This is a genomic window from Microcoleus pseudofavosus SVA1_A4 (genome assembly GCF_036700565.1).
GTDB lineage: Bacteria > Cyanobacteriota > Cyanobacteriia > Cyanobacteriales > Microcoleaceae > Microcoleus.
The window spans coordinates 83397-104887 of sequence record NZ_JAUBPE010000015.1; the positions used below are offsets into that span (position 1 = coordinate 83397).

At 42.9% G+C, this 21491-nt stretch carries 8 protein-coding genes; all 8 read left to right on the forward strand.

The window, feature by feature from the left end:
- The first annotated feature begins 45 nt into the window (after positions 1 to 45).
- Positions 46 to 5412 carry a trifunctional serine/threonine-protein kinase/ATP-binding protein/sensor histidine kinase gene (locus QUA02_RS09150; protein ID WP_333026838.1) on the forward strand — a complete coding sequence of 1789 codons (5367 nt, stop codon included), beginning with the start codon at positions 46 to 48 and terminating at the stop codon, positions 5410 to 5412.
- A 68-nt stretch (positions 5413 to 5480) separates the two neighbouring features.
- The gene (locus QUA02_RS09155) at positions 5481 to 10880 is read left to right on the forward strand and encodes a trifunctional serine/threonine-protein kinase/ATP-binding protein/sensor histidine kinase (protein ID WP_333026839.1); all 5400 of its coding nucleotides are present in this window, start codon (positions 5481 to 5483) and stop codon (positions 10878 to 10880) included.
- A 209-nt stretch (positions 10881 to 11089) separates the two neighbouring features.
- Positions 11090 to 13672 (forward strand): hybrid sensor histidine kinase/response regulator, encoded by a 2583-nt coding sequence (locus QUA02_RS09160; protein WP_333026841.1) that lies wholly within the window; start codon positions 11090 to 11092, stop codon positions 13670 to 13672.
- A gap of 13 nt (positions 13673 to 13685) precedes the next feature.
- Positions 13686 to 14960 (forward strand): sensor histidine kinase, encoded by a 1275-nt coding sequence (locus tag QUA02_RS09165; protein WP_333026842.1) that lies wholly within the window; start codon positions 13686 to 13688, stop codon positions 14958 to 14960.
- A gap of 27 nt (positions 14961 to 14987) precedes the next feature.
- Complete coding sequence (locus tag QUA02_RS09170) at positions 14988 to 17789, forward strand: hybrid sensor histidine kinase/response regulator (protein ID WP_333026843.1); 2802 nt, start codon at positions 14988 to 14990, stop codon at positions 17787 to 17789.
- A gap of 5 nt (positions 17790 to 17794) precedes the next feature.
- Positions 17795 to 19141: a hybrid sensor histidine kinase/response regulator gene (locus tag QUA02_RS09175; RefSeq protein WP_333026844.1), complete on the forward strand. Its 1347-nt coding sequence runs from the start codon at positions 17795 to 17797 to the stop codon at positions 19139 to 19141.
- Between the two features lie 70 nt (positions 19142 to 19211).
- The gene (locus QUA02_RS09180) at positions 19212 to 19790 is read left to right on the forward strand and encodes a hypothetical protein (protein ID WP_333026846.1); all 579 of its coding nucleotides are present in this window, start codon (positions 19212 to 19214) and stop codon (positions 19788 to 19790) included.
- Between the two features lie 64 nt (positions 19791 to 19854).
- Positions 19855 to 21420, forward strand: a complete 1566-nt coding sequence (locus tag QUA02_RS09185; protein WP_333026847.1) for an extracellular solute-binding protein — start codon at positions 19855 to 19857, stop codon at positions 21418 to 21420.
- Positions 21421 to 21491: the final 71 nt, after the last annotated feature.

Here is a 21491-nt window from a genome sequence, read left to right on the forward strand (position 1 = left end):
CGGACTCATGTAAGCGATCGCTCACTCATAAATCCTCAAAAAACTATGACCATTAATAACTCTCACTCCTCCAGCAAACCTCACACAACCGTTCAAATTCCCAACTATAAAATTGTCTCCACAGTTTATTCAGGAAGTCGCACCCTAGTATATCGGGCAATCCGTACTTCAGACCAATTACCTGTGGTCATCAAACTCCTGAAAAATGAGTATCCTACCTTTAGCGAACTCGTGCAGTTTCGCAATCAATATACCATTGCCAAAAATCTCAACTCACCTATTATAGTCCAAACTTATAGCCTGGAACCCTATCAAAATGGCTATGCGTTAATCATGGAAGATTTTGGTGGGATTTCCCTTCAGGAATGGGTGATTAAAGGGAAGAATGCAATATCTTTGAGAGAATTTTTAGAAATCGCGATCGCACTGTGCAATACCTTAGATATATTGTATCGCGAGCGCATCATTCACAAAGACATCAAACCCAGCAATATCTTAATTAATCCCGCAACTAAACAAGTCAAATTAATTGATTTTAGTATTGCCTCTTTGCTACCACGGGAAACCCAAACACTAATCAATCCCAATGTTTTAGAAGGCACACTTGCTTATATTTCTCCAGAACAAACTGGCCGAATGAATCGGGGAATTGACTACCGAACTGATTTTTATTCTTTAGGTGTCACTTTTTACAAATTACTGACAGGACAGTTACCTTTTCAATCCAATGACCCAATGGAGTTGGTGCATTGTCATATTGCAAAAGCCTCACCTTTAGTACATGAAATTAACCCACAAATCCCGTCTGTAATATCAGAAATAGTCGCCAAAATGATGGCAAAAAATGCGGAAGATAGATATCAGAGTGCATTAGGGATGAAATTTGATTTAGAAAATTGTTTACATCAGCTACAAGAAACTGGTGAAATTCATAGTTTTGAAATTGCGCGAAGGGATGTGAGCGATCGCTTCCTGATTCCCGATAAACTCTATGGCAGAGAGACTGAAGTTCAGATATTACTTGATGCCTTTGAGAGAGTCAGTCAAGGAGCAACAGAAATGATGTTGGTAGCTGGTTTCTCAGGAATTGGTAAAACTGCTGTTGTCAACGAAGTTCATAAACCTATTGTTAGACAAAGGGGTTATTTTATTAAAGGGAAATACGATCAATTTAATCGTAATATTCCTTTCTCTGCTTTTGTCCAAGCCTTTCGAGATTTGATGGGGCAATTGTTATCAGAATCAGATAGTCAACTAGACTCATGGAAAACTAAGATTCTAGAAGTTGTAGGAGAGAATGGACAAGTTTTAATTGACGTGATTCCTGAACTAGAACTAATTATTGGTGAGCAACCACCAGCGGCAGAACTATCAGGAAATGCAGCCCAAAATCGCTTTAACCTGCTGATGCAGAAATTTGTCCAAGTATTCACCACCAGAGAACATCCTTTAGTCATATTTTTAGATGATCTACAATGGGCAGATTCCGCCTCTTTGAACTTCCTACAGTTGTTGATGGTAGAGGCAGGATATTTATTAGTATTGGGTACTTACCGAGATAATGAAGTGTCTTCGGCTCACCCCTTTATCTTAACAGTGAATGAAATTATAAAAACTGGGACTGTGGTGCAGACAATTATACTACAGCCTTTAAGTTTAATGGATATGAACCAGTTGGTGGCGGATACCCTAAATTGCCAGTTGTCCCTAGCTCAACCTCTAACAGAATTAATCTCTCAAAAAACTCAGGGGAATCCATTTTTTTCAACCCAATTTCTCAAAGCACTACACGACGGTGGACAAATTATATTTAACTGGGAAGCTAGTCATTGGGAATGTGATATTGCTGTAGTTAAAGCTCTAGCCCTAGTTGATGATGTGGTGGAGTTTATGGCTTTGCAATTACAGAAATTGCCCGCTGAGACTCAGAATATGCTCAAACTAGCAGCTTGTATTGGGGTACAGTTTGATTTACAGACCTTGAAAATTGTTGCCGAAAAATCTCTGGAGGAATCTGCAACATCGTTATGGAGTGCTTTGCAAGAAGGCTTAATTATTCCCAATACGGAAATTTATAAGTTTTTTATGCATTTTGATACTGCATCTATTTCTAATGCCTTAGCCAATCCTACTTATCGGTTTTTGCACGATCGAGTCCAACAAGCTGCCTATTCTCTAATTCCCGAAGATCAACAACAGTCAACTCATTTGGCAATTGCTCGCTTACTGCGACAAAACACCCCGGATGCAGAACTAGAAGCCAAGATTTTTGAAATCGTCAACCACTGGAATAGTGCGATCGCCCTCCTGCTCGATCCAGTTGAAAAAACCAATCTCGCTCAACTCAATTTAATCGCTGGAACCAAAGCTAAAGCAGCTAATGCCTACGAACCGGCTCTGACATATTGTCGAACAGGTATAGCTCTTTTAGATTCTCTAGACGGCTGGCAAAGCCAAACTAGCCTAATGTTGCCATTGCACGAAGGGGCGGCAGCAGCGGCTTATCTGTGCGGTGATTTTGCCCAGATGGAGCATTGGACGCGGGAGATATTAGCTCAAGAACTGGATATTCTTGACCGGATTAAAACCTATGAAATCCAGATTCAAGCCTATAGCAATCAGAGTCAATTTCCAGAAGCGATCGCCATTGCCAGGAATGCACTAAAGCAACTGAATATTCATCTGCCAGAGCAACCAACACCTGCGGATATTCTCCCAGCCATGCAATATACTGTGGCACTGCTCAATGGTAGAACCGCTCATGATTTAATCGATTTGCCTACAATGACAGATGCGACATGTTTAGCAAGGATGCAGTTACTGTCGAGTATTGCTGGGGCTTCCTATGTTTCTGCCCCCTTACTATTTCCCTTGGTCATTCTGGCTCAAGTCAAACTGTCGGTTCAAGCAGGGAACACAGCCCTCTCCGCTTTTAGCTACGGTTGCTATGCTGTTTTATTAAGCAGTATTTTAGAAGACTGGGATGCAACCTATGAATTTGGTCAACTAGGACTGAAAGTGGCAGAAAAGTTCAAAGTGCGAGCAGTTCAAACGCAAGTAAATTTTGCCGTCGGAGCCTTTATTCTTCACTGTAAATCTCACTTCCAAGATAGTATACCTCTGCTAACAGAAGCATTCAAAATGGGTTTAGAAGTAGGCAATTTTGAATTTACAGGCTACGGTATTACTCATCTTTGTGCATTTTCCTATGCTGTTGGCCAAGAGTTAACGACATTAGTGGCAGAAGTAGAAACTTATATCGCCACCCTCGTAAAACTAAACCTCATTACAAGCTTAAACTATAGTTTAGGTGTTTTTCAGACTATTCAACGATTACAAACCCCTCAGAATCAAGATTTAGTAACTGCTCAAAAAGAGCTGCACACTACCTTAACTGCTGCTAATGATTTAAGCGGATTACATTTTTATTGGGTTTATCGGCTCACAGCTTCTTACTTGCTCAATGAAAGGGTTGAGGCAAAACAAGATGCGGCAGAAGCACGCCAAACCTTGGCATCAGGAGCAAGTCTGATTAGTACACCCATTTTTTACTTCTATGATTCTCTGACGGCTTTGGCTGATTTTTCGGAGGTGGCAGACAAAATGGCAGTCCTCGATCGAATCTCGACAAACCAAGCTCAGCTTCAAAGTCGGGCTCACCATGCACCGATGAACTTTCAGCACAAATACGATTTGGTGGAGGCTGAAAAATGTCGAGTTTTAGGCAATAAAATCGAGGCGATCGAATTGTACGAGCTGGCTATTTCTGGGGCCAAAGCCAATGGTTTTCTCCAAGAAGAAGCTTTAGCCAACGAACTTGCTGCCAAATTCTATCTTGACTGGGAAAAAGAAAATATTGCTCAAGTTTACATGACTGAAGCTTATTACTGCTATTCTCGCTGGGGAGCAAAAGCTAAAGTAGTTAACTTAGAGCTTCTTTATCCTCAGCTGCTCCAACCAATATTGCGACAACCAAAAACTATTTTTAGTCCTTTAGAAACTTTAATTGGAAATACTCATCCATCTAGCCAATCTTCTAGTACTAGTATCTCGGATGCCCTTGATTTTGCTTCAATTATCCAAGCTGCTCAAGCTCTTTCTAGTATCATCCAGTTAGACGAACTGCTTCAACAACTAACTCAAATTATTCTCCAAAACTCTGGGGGGTGCAAATGTGTCTTAGTCCTCCCTCAAGATGACACTTGGCGCGTGAGGGCTATCTCCACTCTGGAAACTACAGAAATCTATTCCCAAACCTTAGATAATTATCCTGATGTTCCTCTTAAAATAATTCAGTATGTCAAGCGAACTCAATCTGTGATAGTGCTCGACAATCTACAAACAGACTTACCAATTATTGATGATTATCTAACTCAAAACTTTCCCAAGAGTGTGTTATGTCTCCCAATTCTTAATCAAGGTCATTTAGTCGGGATTATTTATCTCGAAAATCACATAACTGCTGGAGTATTCACGAGCGATCGCCTCACTGTTATTAACTTTCTCTGTACCCAGGCTGCTATTTCCCTAGAGAATGCTCGACTTTATCAAAAAGCTCAAATCTATGCTCAAGAACTAGAAAAATCTCAATTACAAATTATTCAAAGTGAAAAGATGTCAGCTTTGGGGAATTTAGTTGCTGGTGTTGCTCATGAAATTAATAACCCCGTCGGCTTCCTAACTGGCAATTTGAATGAAGCTAAATCTACAGTTCAAGACTTAGTGGAGCATCTCAATCTCTATCGATCTCGCGCCCCGGAAACAGAGCTTGCAGACCATGCCGAAGATATCGATTTAGACTATATCATCGAAGATTTGCCCAAAATGATTGACTCGATGCAACTGGGATGCGATCGCATCAAAGATATCAGCACTTCACTCCGCACCTTTTCTCGCGCTGACAAAGACTACAAAGTTCCTTTTAATATCCACGAGGGGATAGATAGCACGCTTTTAATTCTCAAATATCGATTGAAAGCCAACGATCGGCGACCCGCCATTGAAGTAGTCAAAGACTACGGGAATATTCCTGAAATTGAATGCTTCTCCGGACAGCTTAACCAGGTATTTATGAACATTCTGGCGAATGCGATCGATGCCTTAGATGAATCAAATACAAATCGCAGCTTTGCAGAAATCAAGGCTAATCCCAACCGCATTACCATTCAAACTACCTTAGTAAATAATCAGGTGAAAATTAGTATTGCTGATAATGGTCGCGGGATGACTGAATCAGTCAAATCAAAGATTTTTGACCATTTGTTTACGACAAAAGCGGTAGGGAAAGGCACGGGATTGGGATTAGCGATCGCGCGGCAAATAGTAGTTGAAAAACATCTGGGACAAATTACCGTTAATTCTCTACCTAGTGAGGGTACTGTGTTTGAGATCACTCTCCCTGTCAAAGAATAGAATAGAATAGAATAGAATAGAATCAAATATTCTAATTCAACTGTTATCTAATAGAGGATGAACGAATTATGAGCCAGTACCCCAATTTGTCAGGCTATCAAATAACAGAAGAACTTTATATCGGCACCCGTACTCTTGTCTACCGAGGCATCCGTATTAGCGACCAACAACCAGTAGTTATCAAACTACTACGAAACGACTACCCCAGCTTCAACGAACTTGTCCTATTTCGCAACCAATATACCATTACTAAAAATCTTGACTTCTCTCATATTATCAAACCCCTGACTTTAGAAGTATACCACAATAGCTATGCCTTAGTCATGGAAGATTTTGGTGGAGTCTCCCTCTCTATTTATCTCCAGATAAGAAAAAAAATCAGCAAAATCAATAAAACCTTACCTTTAGCAGAATTTCTCCAAATCGCTAGACAACTGACAGATATTCTCAACTATCTCTACCAAAACCACGTCATTCACAAAGATATTAAACCTGCTAATATTCTCATTAATCTTGAAACCAAAGAAGTCAAATTAATTGATTTTAGTATTTCTTCTCTGCTACCACGAGAAACCCAGGAAATCAAAAATCCCAATGTCTTAGAAGGAACCTTAGCCTATATCTCTCCCGAACAAACCGGGAGAATGAATCGAGGCATAGACTATCGGACTGACTTTTATTCTTTGGGCGCAACTTTCTACGAATTACTCACAGGAGAATTACCATTTCAAGCGAACGATGCGATGGAGCTAGTACATTGTCATATCGCCAAAGCATCGCCATTAGTACATGAAATTAACCCACAAATTCCATCTGTACTTTCAGAGGTTGTCAGTAAATTGATGGCAAAAAATGCTGAAGACCGATATCAGAGTGCATTAGGACTGAAGTTTGATTTAGAAAATTGTTTACATCAACTTCAAGAAACTGGTAAAATTAATGACTTCCCCATTGCTCAAAGAGATGTGTTCGATCGCTTTACGCTCCCCGAAAAACTTTATGGTCGAGAACAAGAAGTAAAAATCCTGCTGGAAGCATTTGAAAGAGTCAGCATCGGCACAACAGAAATGATGCTAGTGGCGGGATTTTCGGGGATTGGCAAAACTGCGGTTGTCAACGAAGTTCATAAACCAATTGTGCGGCAACGGGGTTATTTTATTAAAGGCAAATACGATCAATTTAATCGCAACATTCCCTTCAGTGCTTTTGTGCAAGCATTTCGAGATTTGATGGGGCAATTGCTCTCTGAATCCGATGCTCAGTTACAAACATGGAAAAGCAAAATTCTGGAAGCCGTTGGAGACAACGGACAAGTTTTGATTGATGTCATTCCCGAACTCAAAGGCATTATTGGCGTTCAGCCAGCAGCTACAGAATTATCAGGAACTGCTGCCCAGAATCGCTTTAATCTGCTCATGCAGAAATTCTTGCAAGTTTTCACTAGCGTTGAACATCCCTTAGTGATATTTTTGGATGATTTGCAGTGGGCTGATTCAGCCTCACTGAAATTGCTACAATTGTTGATGTCAGAAACGGGACATTTATTAGTTTTGGGTGCCTATCGAGATAATGAAGTCTCACCAGCTCATCCCTTCATTCTTACCGTCGATGAGATTGTCAAAACCGGGGCATTGGTCAATACCATTACACTACAATCATTAAGTCTAGAGGATATGAATCAACTGGTTGCCGATACACTCAATTGTGAGTTATCTCAGGCTCAACCTTTAACCGAATTAGTGTACCAAAAAACTAAAGGTAATCCTTTCTTTGCCACCCAATTCCTCAAAGCCTTATATGATGACAAACTGATTAGCTTTGATTGGAAAATTCAACATTGGCAGTGCGATCTTACTCAAGTAAAAGCCCTAGCATTCATTTCCGATGTTGTCGAGTTTATGGCATTGCAATTGCAGAAGTTGCCGACCCAAACTCAGGATGCGTTGAAATTAGCTGCCTGTATTGGAGCGCAGTTTGATTTACAGACGTTAGCGATCGTCTCAGAACAATCCCCAGAAATAACGGCAGATGATTTGTGGAAAGCTTTGCAAGAAGGCTTGATTATTCCGAATACCGAAGTTTATAAGTTCTTTATTCAATCTGACAGCGCCTCGGTTTCTGATGCGGCAGTGAATCCAACTTATCGGTTTTTACATGACCGGGTTCAGCAAGCAGCTTACTCCCTGATTCCTGAACAACAAAAAACAGCAACTCATCTCAAGATTGGGCAGCTAATTCAGGAAAAATCCTCAGAAATAGAGCAAGAGGAAAAACTATTTGATATTGTCGGGCATTTAAATCGAGGTATTGAGTTAATTACTCAACCAAGAGAACGAGAAGAACTGGTACAGCTCAACTTAAAAGCCGGACAGAAAGCCAGAAGTTCTACAGCTTATGCTGCGGCAAGAGTTTATCTGCAAACGGGCATTGGGCTACTAGAGATAAATTGTTGGCAAAGTCAGTATGAATTGACCCTAAAACTCTATGTTGCCTCCGCCGAAGCCGCTTATTTGAATGCTGACCTCGACGGCATGGAAGAGATGGCAGCAGTGGTGTTGCAATCAGCTCAGACAATTTTCGACAAGGTGAAAATCTACGAAATTCAAATTGCGGCCCTAACGGCTAGAAGCCAAATGTTAGGGGCGATCGCAGTGGGAAGAGAGGCTCTAGCGCAATTGGGAGTAGAACTCCCGACGGAAGTAGACGAAATCAAGATTGGCAAAGCCTTACAAGACCTTAATCACCAACTCCAGGACAGAGAGATTGCAGGGCTGATTGACCTACCGATGATGAGCGATCGCACTGCGATCGCCGCGATGCAACTGTTAGGAGTGTTGTCTGCACCAGTGATCCAGGGAATGCCAGGTTTACTGCCCTTCTTGGGCGCAACGATGGTGCGGTTGTCGCTCCAATTTGGCAATGCCCCCGTCTCGACAGTAGGATATGTGATTCATGGAATGGTGCTGTGTGCCTTTTTGGGCGAAGTCGAAACAGGCTACAGGTTTGGTAGATTAGCGCTCTCGTTGCTGGAGAAGTTGAATGCTCAGTCCATGAAGTCTACCACTCTAGTTCTGTTTGGGACTTTCATCCAACATCACCAAGAAGCGCTCTTGGCAACGGTACCAATGCTGAAAGATGGCTACACGGCAGGTATGGAAACAGGGGATTTTCTCTTTGCTGGCTACAACGTAACATCTTGCATGAATACTGCGCTTTTGGCAGGTGTAGACCTAGACACTTTGGCCTCCGAATTCGCCGTTTACAGTGCTGCTCTGGTTCAAGTGAAACAAGATTCGGCGCATATTTATTTGGGCATAACTAGGCAAACGGTAAAGCATTTGAGAGAACCAGTCAGCCAACCCGATCGCTTAATTGGTAATGCCTACGATGAAACGGTGATGCTGCCCAAGCACCAGCAGGATAACGACCTCATGCAGCTCGCGGTTGCCTACACCTACAAACTGCTGCTTGCCTACTCATGGGGCAATTATCAAGCTGCCCTCGACTACATCACCCAAGTCAAGCTGTATTTGATGGCAATGTCGGGAACGGTTTTGGTTCCCGTTTTCCATTTTTATGCTGCACTTACTTACTTGGCACTCTTTCCCACTCAGCCACAACCAGAGCAAGCCGAACTGCTTGCCCAAGCTGGAACCCATCAAACTACTTTGCATCAATGGGCGAAAAATGCTCCCATGAATTATTTGCATAAATGGTATTTGGTTGAAGCTGAACGGCAACGGGTTTTGGGCAACAAAGCAGGCGCAGTAGATTTGTACGATCGCGCCATCTCCCTCGCCAAAGAAAATCAATTCCTCAACGAAGAAGCACTAGCTAATGAACTGGCGGCGAAATTTTACCTAGAGTGGGGTAAAGAAAAATTTGCCCAACTTTATGCGATCGAGGCTTACTATGCTTACAGTCGTTGGGGAGCTAAGGCTAAAGTAGACGATCTGGAAAAACGTTATAGCCAACTCCTGGCTCCCATCCTTCAGCAATCTCATTCCTCCACCTCCTTCAAGGGAACTATCGCCCACCAGGGAACGATCGCTTCTACGCGCACTTCTAGTAGCGTTTCTGAAGTTCTAGATTTGGCTACTCTACTCAAAGCTTCTCAAGCAATTTCTGGAGAAATTGAACTAAATAAACTCTTAATTACTCTCCTAGAAATAGTTATTGTTAATAGTGGCGCAAATAAGTGTGTTTTACTCCTCAAACAAGATATTGATTTAAAAATAGTAGCCTTGATAAAAGAAGGAGAATCACCACAAGCTTTACCGTCAATCCCCTTAGAATCTAGCTCAGAACTGGCAATTAGTTTGGTGAATAATGTCAAGCGAACTTTGTTACCTTTGGTATTAGAAAATGCTCGGATAAGTTCTCAATTTGCAGCAGATATTTACATCCAAGAACACCAACCTAAAAGCATCCTTTGTAGCCCAATTCTGAATCAGGGGCAGTTAATTGGGATTTTATACTTGGAAAATAACTTAACGGTAGGCGCGTTTACAAGCGATCGCGTCGAACTGCTGAATCTACTTTGCGCTCAAGCTGCTATCTCCCTAGAAAATGCCCGACTTTATGAGCAGTCACAAACCTATGCTCAGCAGCTAGAGCGAGCCTTGCATGATTTGCAGCAAACCCAATTGCAAATGATTCAAAGCGAAAAGATGTCGGCTTTGGGTAATTTAGTTGCTGGCGTGGCTCATGAAATTAATAACCCCGTCGGCTTTATTGCTGGCAATTTGAATGAAGCCAAACGCACAGTTCAAGACTTAACAGAACATCTAGCTTTGTATCGCACCCAAGCATCTGCTGCCAACATTACCGACCATGCCGAAGATATCGATTTAGACTATATTATCGAAGATTTGCCCAAAATGATTGACTCGATGCAATTGGGCTGCGATCGCATCAAAGATATCAGCACTAGCCTGTGCACGTTTTCCCGAGCTGACAAAGACTACAAAGCGCCCTTCAACATCCACTCTGGCATCGACAGCACGATCTTAATTCTCAAATATCGATTGAAAGCCAACGATCGGCGACCCGCCATTGAAGTAGTCAAAGACTACGGGAATATTCCTGAAATTGAATGCTTCCCCGGACAGCTTAACCAGGTATTTATGAACATTCTGGCGAATGCGATCGATGCGTTGGATGAATCAAATACTGGTCGAAGTTTTGACCAAATTAAGGCGAATCCCAACCGCATTACAATTACAACCTCACTAAAATATAACCAGGTGAAAGTTACCATTACTGATAATGGTATGGGGATGAGTGAATCAGTCAAAGATAAAATATTCGATCATTTGTTTACGACTAAGGCTGTGGGCAAAGGCACGGGATTGGGATTGGCGATCGCCCGTCAAATTATCGTCGAAAAACATGGCGGTTCCCTGAACGTAAACTCTCGACTGGGAGCCGGAACAGAATTTATCATCACCTTACCCACTAAAGCATAACAAACAAGTTAATTTGACCCCGGCATTCAGACTCATTTAGAGGAATTAATTCAACTGCACCTGACTGCAAATAACCTTTCATCTGAGAAACCACAATGCGCGCTCCGACTACAACCAAATCCCGATTCTTAAAACCCGTGCTTCACAGATCGATCGGTACCAATCTACTGCTATCCGTCCTCGGGGGAGCCTTTGTTGGACTCGGTGCAATGTCATTTTTGGTCTATCAAGCACTTGATACTCAAGCCAGAAATGAGATCCGTAAAACCCTGCGTACAGAAGTGCGCGAGCTCGAAATACAGATTGCCCAAGTTGAAACGTTTACGGCTGGAATGAAAGCGGCGGTTCAAATCGAGCGCTCGCACGCAACCCCGACCGTTGCGGACTGCAAAGCATTAGCTTTTGAATTTTTCAAACAACGTCCGACTCTCGTGATGGGATCGGGCTTTGGTCAAACCGCTTACGGCATCCTCCAAAACCGTCAATGGTTTTATCCCTATTACTATGTCGATCGAGGTTCCGCCGATGCGTTGGGCGATCGCTTACCGCCTCCCAACAACACCATCCGCTATTTGGATGTAATTGATGCAGAGTTTTATCCAGAAGCGGGCTACTATCAATTTGCTGTCAAAGCAGGTAAACCCGCTTGGAACGATCCCTATGATTGGTACGGTATTACGATGGCCACCTATTCTTATCCTCTCTTTGATGAGAAAGGTAAAATGCTGGGCTTTACGGTGTCGGATCTGAATGTGACGGCGATCGGCGATCGGATTAACGACAAGGTGATCCACGATCAAGGCTATTTTGCGCTGCTAAGCCAGCAAGGCAATCTGCTAGGCTATCCGCCCGATCCTGCCAAAGCAAAAGCTAGAGCTAGTTATCAACATATTCCCGAACTCAAGGCGATTTGGCAGCGGATGCAAGCAGAACCCTCTGGACTGATTGAAGCGGGCGGAAAAATCTGGGCTTACGATCGCATCTCTGGAACCAACTGGCTGATGATTGCTGCCGTTCCCAAGAAAGTTGTGGTGCTGCCGGTATTAGGCATTACGCTGGGCGGGGCATTGGGAGCCGGAACGATCTTAGTTTTGGTGGTTGCGTGGTTTGTGCGGCGCTTAAATCAACGTTTGCAGCCGATTGTGGAAGGATGCAACCAACTGGTACTGGCGGAGGTTAATCCTGTTGGGCCAGCTACACCTCTGTTGAGTGTCACTGCGGGTATGGACGAACTCGAAATTTTATCGACATCTTTCGATCGGATGGCGCAACAACTCAAAGACTCATTCAACGCATTACAGAAGTCAAACGAAGAACTTGAAAGCCGGGTGGAAGAACGAACTACTGAACTGCAATCAGCCAAGGTAATTGCAGATAGCGCCAACCAAGCCAAAAGTGAATTTCTCGCCAATATGAGTCACGAACTCCGCACCCCTCTCAACGGCATTCTGGGTTATGCCCAAATTCTCGGACGTTCCAAAGCTATCCCGGAAAAAGAACGTCACGGAGTCAACATCATTCATCAATGCGGCTCTCATTTGCTCACCTTAATTAACGATATTCTCGACATCTCTAAAATCGAAGCTCGCAAACTCGAACTCACTTCCAAAGCTATTCATTTACCTTCACTGCTGCAAGGAGTCGTGGAAATTTCCCAAATTCGTGCTGACCAAAAAAGCATCGGCTTCCGCTACGAACCCGATGCTAACTTACCGGCTGGCATCACAGCCGATGAAAAACGGTTGCGGCAGGTGTTGATTAACTTGTTGGGCAATGCCATCAAATTTACCGATCGAGGCAGTGTCACTTTTAAAGTTGAGCAACTTGACTCTAATACCGATCGGCTTTCATTCGCCCGTCTGCGCTTTTGTGTCGCAGATACGGGAGTTGGCATTAGCAGCAAAAATGTGCAGAAACTATTCCGAGCATTCGAGCAAGTAGGTGAGCAAAGTCGCCAATCTGAAGGCACCGGTTTAGGACTCGCTATTAGCCAGCAAATTGTGCAGTTGATGGGCGGAAAAATTCAGGTTAAAAGTCAACTGGGGGTAGGAAGTGAATTCTTCTTTGAAGTTGAGCTACCTTTGGCAACTGACTGGATACAACAGCAGACCAGTCTGGCGGGAAATATTGTCAGTTATGTCGGGACGCAGCGGCGCATTTTAGTTGTAGACGATCGCTGGGAAAATAGAGCCGTGATTGTGAATTTATTAGAGCCCCTCGGTTTTGCCATTATTGAAGCTGAAAACGGACAATTAGGGTTAGACAAAATACGAGAAAACTTACCAGATTTAGTAATTACAGATTTAGCAATGCCCGTGATGGATGGCTTCAAAATGCTAAAGAAATTACGCGATTCAGAGGAATTTAAACACTTAAAAGTTCTGGTTTCGTCAGCATCCGTAGCGCAATTGGATCGGCAGATGAGCCTAGAAGCAGGAGGGGATGATTTTCTCGCAAAACCGATTCAGACGACAGATTTATTTAATGCCATAGCAAATCATTTACAACTCACTTGGAACTATGAAGAAATAGCGGATAGAGCGACCTCTAATATCCCAGTAGCAGCATCTGACTCAGAAGCGATCGCTCCCAAAACTGCCGACTTACAAGTGTTATTAGAACTGGCTCAAGAAGGACGCTTGAAAAAGCTGGCTGAAATTGCAGAAAAGGTTGGGCAACAGGATGAACTCTATCAACCTTTTATTCAGCAAGTCCTACAATTGGCGAAGCAATTCCAGTCGGAAAAAATCGAGGAATTGATTCAACAGCATCTGAGCGAAAAGAACCTTTAAGGAGAAAGTAAAGATGAGCGCAGCGGTAACGGGTTTAATTCTAATTGTGGATGATACACCCACTAATTTAGATGTCATTTCTGAGGCATTGAGCGATGTCGGCTTTGATGTGGCGATCGCAACTAGCGGTGAACGCGCCCTCCAGCAAATTGAGCGAAAACTGCCCGATTTGATTTTGCTAGACATTATGATGCCCGGAATCGACGGTTTTGAAACCTGCCGGCGGTTAAAGGCAAATCCCCGCACCAGCGCCATTCCCATCATTTTTATGACCGCCCTAGCTGACACCGATAGCAAAGTTCAGGCTCTAGATTTGGGTGCAGTTGATTATGTCACCAAACCCTTTCAAGAACAGGAGGTATTGGCACGGGTGAAAACTCATCTACAACTCTATCACTTGACCAAAAATTTAGAACAGCAAGTGGCACAAAAAAATGCCGAATTTCAAGCCTCTCAACTACAACTGATCCAAAGCGAAAAAATGTCAGCTTTGGGTAATTTAGTAGCAGGTGTTGCCCATGAAATGAATAATCCTTTGGGCTTTATTTTCGCTAGCCTGCAACAAATTAAACCAGCCTTCAATGATATTACTGAACATTTAAAACTTTATCAAAAAAATCTACCCAATCCCAGGGACGAGATTCTCAATCATGCTTCAGATATCGACTTGGACTATAGTTTGGAAGATTTACCGAAGGCTATTGATTCTATGGTGATAGCGTGCGATCGCCTGAAAAACATCAGCACCAGCCTGCGTACTTTCTCCCGGGCTGACACTGACCATCCCGTAGCTTGCAATATCCACGATGGTATCGATAGCACTATTTTGATCCTCAAACATCGCCTCAAAGCTTCTAATAGTCGCCCAGAAATTGCAGTCATCAAGGACTATGGCAAGCTACCTAAAGTGGAGTGCTACGCCGGACAGCTTAATCAGGTGTTTATGAATATGTTGGCAAATGCGATCGATGTGTTAGAAGAATCTAATTATGGGCGGAGTTTTGCTGAGATCCAAGCCAATCCCAACACAATTACTATTACAACTACTATTGTCGATCGCCATGTACAGATATCAATCATGGATAACGGTAAGGGCATGACTGAAGAAGTAAAAAATAAAGTCTTCGATCGTCTATTTACTACCAAAGGAGTAGGTAAAGGGACAGGGTTGGGTTTGGCGATCGCCCGTCAAATTGTGGTAGAAAAACATGGAGGGATAATTACAGTCAATTCAACTTTGGGAAAAGAGACAGAATTTGTGGTGGAATTACCAATCGTCAAAAATTAAAGTTATCTTAATCTTGTGGAGGTCATTATGCTGGATAGAAAATCAAATCGAGTTTTCCCTCACATCTCTCGCCAAGTTCCTCTGCGAACCGTATTAATTGTTCCCTTTGTGCTGCAAATTTTTGTGGCAGTAGGGTTAACAGGGTGGCTGTCGTTACGCAACGGGCAGAAGGCAGTCAATGATGTTGCTACTAAGTTGCGGAGTGAGATTAGCGATCGCGTCAAACAATACCTCGATAATTACTTAGAAACACCTTTTATTATCAATAAACTTAATGCAGGTGCTATCGAGCGTGGAGAATTAAACTTTGATTTGAACGCACCAACATTGCAGGCTAAAAAACTGCTTTGGCAAGAAATGAAGCTTTTTAATTCTGCAACCACAATCTCTTTAGGTTCAGCGCAAGGAGGAGAATATTTAGGGTGCGATCGCATAATTGAAGATGGTTCCATCAAGCTTGTTATTGTTAACAAATATACTGGCTATTATCATTATTACTATGATGTAGATGGTAGTGGAAATCTAACGGGAAAGCTAGAAAAAGGGATCAAAAAATATGATGCTCGCCTCCGACCTTGGTACATTGCCGCTGAACAGAAAAAACAACCAACTTGGAGCGATATTTATCCCGAATTTAAGACGCTTAAATTGCTGATTAGTGCTATTGTACCTATTTATAAGGGAGATAAACTTCAAGGCGTACTTGGTGCTGATTTTTACCTAGAAACTATTAGTCAATTTCTAAATAGCCTCAAGATTGGTCGTTCGGGGCAGGTTTTTATTATAGAACGTTCTGGATTATTAATAGCGAGTTCGACTCAACAGCCGCTCTTTACATCAACTCAGAATCAGGGTGAGAAACCACAACGCATTAAAGCCGAAAACAGCGGCGAAAAGTTGACTAATGCAACCGCTAAAAATTTAGCCAACAGGTTTGGTGAATTGAGTAATATTAAAGATGGACAACAACTAGAATTTATGCTTTCAGGTCAGCGACAATTTGTTCAAGTGCTGCCCTTTCGAGATAGTCGAGGACTAGACTGGCTAGTAGTTGTAGTAGTGCCTGAAGCTGACTTCATGGAACAAATTAATGCTAATACCCGTACCACAATCTTATTGTGTCTATTAGCTTTAGGTGTAGCCACAGGATTGGGAATTATCACTTCAAATTGGATTGCTGCACCCATTCACAGATTGAATAAAGCCAGTGAAGCGATCGCGAGTGGAGAATTAGAGCAAAATATTCCCGACTCTCCCGTGCAAGAGTTAGGTTCTTTAGCTAAAACCTTTAACCAAATGAGTCAGCAATTAAAAGACTCTTACCACTCCCTAGAACAACGAGTCCAAGACCGGACAGCAGAATTAGTAATAGCCAAAGAAAAAGCTGACGTAGCTAATCAGGCAAAAAGCACATTTATTGCCAACATGAGCCACGAATTACGCTCTCCTCTCAACGCGATTATGGGCTTTTCTCAAATTATGACTCGCTCTCAAACCCTACCCCGCGAACATCAAGAAAGCGTCGGCATTATCTCCCGCAGCGGCGAACACCTCCTCACTCTCATCAACAACGTTCTCGACCTCTCTAAAATCGAAGCAGGTAAAACCAGCCTTAATCCCAAAAACTTCGATATCCATCGCCTACTGGACGACATTCACGATATGTTCCAAATGAAGGCTGAAGAGAAAGGTTTACAGTTACTAATGGAGTACGCTCCTAATCTTCCCCGTTACGTCCGTACCGACGATGTTAAATTGCGTCAAGTCCTCATTAACCTGATTAACAATGCCCTTAAATTTACTCAAGAGGGCGGCGTTTCAATAAGAGTTGACGTTCGAGAAACTAATATCCCTTCTCAACAAACAGTTGAAGTGTTGGATACCAATTCATATACCCTACATTTTGAAATCGAAGATTCAGGAGCCGGGATTGCAGAAGAAGAACTAGGGCTACTTTTTGAAGCCTTCACCCAAACCGCAACCGGAAAAAAAGCTCAGGAAGGAACTGGTTTAGGCTTACCTATTAGCCGCCAATTTGTGCATCTTATGGGAGGCGATATTACAGTCAAAAGCCGAGTGGGACAAGGTACAACATTCCTATTTGATATTCAAGTCATCGAAGTAGAAGCCAGCGACATTGCCACACACCTACCATCTCGTCGCGTCATTGCTCTGGAACCCAATCAACCGAAATATCGCATTCTCATAGTAGACGACAAACCTACAAATCGCCAGTTATTAATTAAACTGCTGTCTCCCTTGGGATTTGAACTTCAGGAAGCGAGTAACGGGCAAGAAGCTGTTAACATTTGGGAGAAGTGGAAGCCACACTTAATCTGGATGGATATGCGGATGCCCGTGATGGATGGTTACACTGCTACCCAAACTATTAAATCTCACATAAAAGGTCAAGCAACAGCGATTATTGCCCTGACAGCTAGCATATTGGAAGAAGAAAAAGCGGTGGTTCTGTCGGCGGGATGCGATGATTTTTTGAGGAAACCTTTCCGAGAGGAAGAAATTTTTAATGCAATGAATAAGCATATTGGCGTGACATATATTTATGAACATTTAACCCCAAAAAATACGGAAAAAACACAAACAAGAGAGGTTTTAACCACAGCGGTAATGGCAGAAATTCCGAGCGAACTATTAGCTCAACTTCAAGAGGCAGTGATGTATTCCGATGCGGACTTAATTGCTACAGCGGTGAAAAAAATGGCTACCTATAATGAGCCATTATCTCAGGCGCTCGCAGCTTGTCTGCATAACTTTGAGTATGAAAAAGTTTTAAACTTAATTGCAGCAAGTCAAGGAGAAAAGGAGTAGAAAAAATGAATGATACTGAAAATCCAATCGTTGTTATTGATGATACACCAGCAAACTTACATTTGCTGAGCAATCTTTTAAAAGAAAATGGCTATAAGGTTCGAGCGTTTCCTAGCGGAAAGTTAGCTCTAGCAGTTATTCAACAATCGTCTCCTAGTTTGATTTTGCTGGATATTCAAATGCCACAAATGGATGGCTACGAAGTTTGTCAACATCTCAAAGCCAACGAATTGACTTGCGATATTCCAGTGATTTTTATCAGTGCTTTGGATGAAACGATGGATAAGCTAAAAGCTTTTACTGTAGGTGGGGTGGACTACATTACGAAACCATTTCAAGCGGAGGAAGTTTTAGCTCGCATTTCTACTCATTTAGAACTTAGTCGCCTGCAAAAACTTCTGAAACAGGAAAATTATCAGCAAGCTCAACAACTAGCAGAACAAAACAGCCAACTCCAACAGATGAATCAGGCATTAGAGAAAGCTAATCAAGAACTTAAACAACAATACTATCAACTCCAGCAAGCCCAATTGCAAGTAATTCAAAGCGAAAAGATGTCAGCTTTGGGCAATTTAGTTGCTGGAGTAGCCCACGAAATTAACAATCCTATTGGTTTTATTTATGGCAACCTCGACCAAGCTCGGCAAGCATTGCAAGACTTGATCGAACATCTGAAATTATATGGATCTCGCGCTCCAGCAACGGACATTAACAATCATGCCGAAGAAATCGAGCTAGAGTATCTTATGGAAGATATGCCGAAGATGATTGAGTCAATGAAAGTGGGGTGCGAACGGATTAAAGACATCAGCATTAGTTTGCGAACCTTTTCTAGAGCCGATCGCAAACATCCGGTAAAAGCGAACCTTCATGAAGGCATTGATAGCACGATTTTGATTCTCAAACATCGCCTCAAAGCTGACGAATTTAGGCCGGCGATTGAAGTAATCACTGATTATGGGGAGATCCCAGAAATAGAATGCTTTCTCGGACAACTCAATCAGGTGTTTATGAATATTTTGGGTAATGCGATCGATGCAATAGAAGAATCAAATCAGGGACGCACTTTTGCAGATATTAAAACTGAGCCAAACCGAATTACGATAAAAACCGAACTATCGAGCGATCGCCAATCTGTTTTGATTCGTTTTAGCGATAATGGAATCGGCATGAAAGATGAGGTAAAACAAAAGATTTTCGAGCATCTATTTACCACCAAAGCGGTAGGGAAAGGAACAGGTTTAGGAATGGCGATCGCGCGTCAAATCGTAGAAAAACATCGCGGACAAATTACAGTTAATTCTTTCCCAGGAGAAGGTACAGAGTTTGGGCTCGTTCTCCCCATTAAATAAAAATATTGTGAATTATTCTAACTTGTTGGAACCAATATAAACCATCCAATCGTCGAAAGTAATTAACAAAGTGGGAGCTTTTATCACTCCGGGCACAACTCAAGTTCTCGATCGCCAAACGGGTAAATTGGTTGCTTGCGACAAGTTTACCTGTCCTTGCGCCATTGCTGGAGTCAATCACGCGCCTTATGCCGCCTATGGGGGATGGGTGGGTGTAGTTGCGGCAAAGACAGCACCGAGGGTGAAAGATGCCGCCTATGCGTTTCTCTCCTATATGGGTCAATCGGCTCAGTCGAATATTGATGTTACGCTGGGCGAAACCGGCTTCAACCCCTACCTAGTTTCTCAATTTGGAAACGCAGACGCCTGGATTAAAGCCGGGATGTCACCGGAAGCTGCCAACAATTATTTAGGAGCGATCGGTGTCAGCTTGAATAGTCCAAATATGGTTTTGGATTTAAGAATTCCTCATAACCAACAATATCAACTCGAAGTCCTTGATGCTGTTCTTGCCGATTTCTTAGCAGACAAACTGACGAAGGAGGAAGCAATGCAGCAGATTGAACAGAAATGGGAGCAGATTACCGACAAAGTGGGGCGCGAGTCTCAACGCGCTGCTTACCGTGCCAGCCTTGGGCTAACCCCGTAAGCAGATTTGTTCGCCAGTAGAAGTATAATTATATACCATCGCCACTATGAAGAGGACCCATAAAATGTCTGATTGGCTTAAATTTTTCCCCTACTTGAAACAAGTTCGATATTGTCTGATTTTCTTGGCTGCCCTCTGGTTGGGTTTAGGGGTTCCAGGTTGCATTTCCTCCCCTAATAATGCTCAAACAGCTTCATCACCCCAGCCTACCCAGAGCAACCTGAGTTCACAACGTTTTGATGGTGTGACGATTAATGTCATTACTCATGATGAAGCGATTCATACAGGAACTGAGCGACATATTGCTGGGTTTGAAGCCTTGACTGGAGCGAAGGTCAATCTAACGCCTGTTCCCTTTAAAAATTTATACGACATACTGCAAAAGAACTGGTCTGGTAACAATTCAAAGTACGATATGGCAGTTATCTTGCCTCAATGGTTGATCGACTTGATCGATGCAGGCTATCTCGAAGATTTAACTGCACGAGTGAAGTCTGATGCTGCTTTGAAATGGGAAGATATCGCTCCGATCTTTCGGAATGTCAGCGCCACTTATAAAGGGCGCACCTATAGTATTCCGTTGGACGGTGATTTTCACATGGTTTATTACCGCAGCGATCTGTTAAAAGAAGCTGGTTTAACGCCTCCAGAAACCTGGGATGAGTATCTGGCTTATGCCAAGCGATTTCACGGGAAAGACCTGAATGGGGACGGTGAAAAAGACTATGGCTCTTGTATTTCCAAGCGTGCTCTTGAGAATAGCACAAGTATGTTGATATCCATTGCCACTCCTTTTTTGCAATCTCAGGGAACAGCACAAGGAGCATTTTTTGACCCAGACACCATGAAACCCCTAGCGAACAATCCAGCTTTTGCCAAAGCACTGGATATTTATAAACAAACGATGGATTATGGAGTTCCCCAGGATCAAAATCTGGGTGGTTCTAAAGCGAGAGAATTATTTATCACTGGCAGGTGCGCCCTGACTATTGATTGGGGCGATGTTGGGCCACTAGCTATTGATTTGTCTGTGTCTAAAGTGATGGATAAAGTGGGTGCTGTCATCACTCCAGGTACGACTCAAGTCCTCGATCGCAAGACCAACAAATTAGTCGCCTGCGATAAGTTTACCTGTCCTTACGCCATTGATGGTGTCAATCACGCACCCTACGCTGCTAATGTCGGATGGACTGGTGTGATTCATGCCAAGGCAGCAGCAAAGGTGAAGGATGTCGCCTATGCGTTTCTCTCTTACATGAGTCAACCCGCTCAGTCTAATGTGGATGTAACGATCGGCAAAACGGGCTTCAATCCTTACCGAATTTCTCAATTTGAAAACTCAGAGCCTTGGATTAAAGCAGGACTCTCGTCGGAAGCTGCCAACAACTATCTGGGAGCGATCGGGGTGAGCCTGAACAGCCCCAACATAGTTTTGAATTTGAGTATTCCCGATAATCAGCAATATCAATTTGAAGTCCTTGATGCTACTGTAGCTGATTTCTTAGCGAACAAACTCACCAGAGAACAGGCAATGCAGCGGATTGAACAGAGATGGGAAGAGATTACCAACAAAGTGGGGCGTGAGTCCCAACGTGCAGCCTACCGCGCCAGCCTGGGTCTGCCAAATTGAGAACAACCAACGACCTGCAAAACCTAAATTTCACTTTAGTTTCGGATTAAAACTATCGAGAAGACACAAAA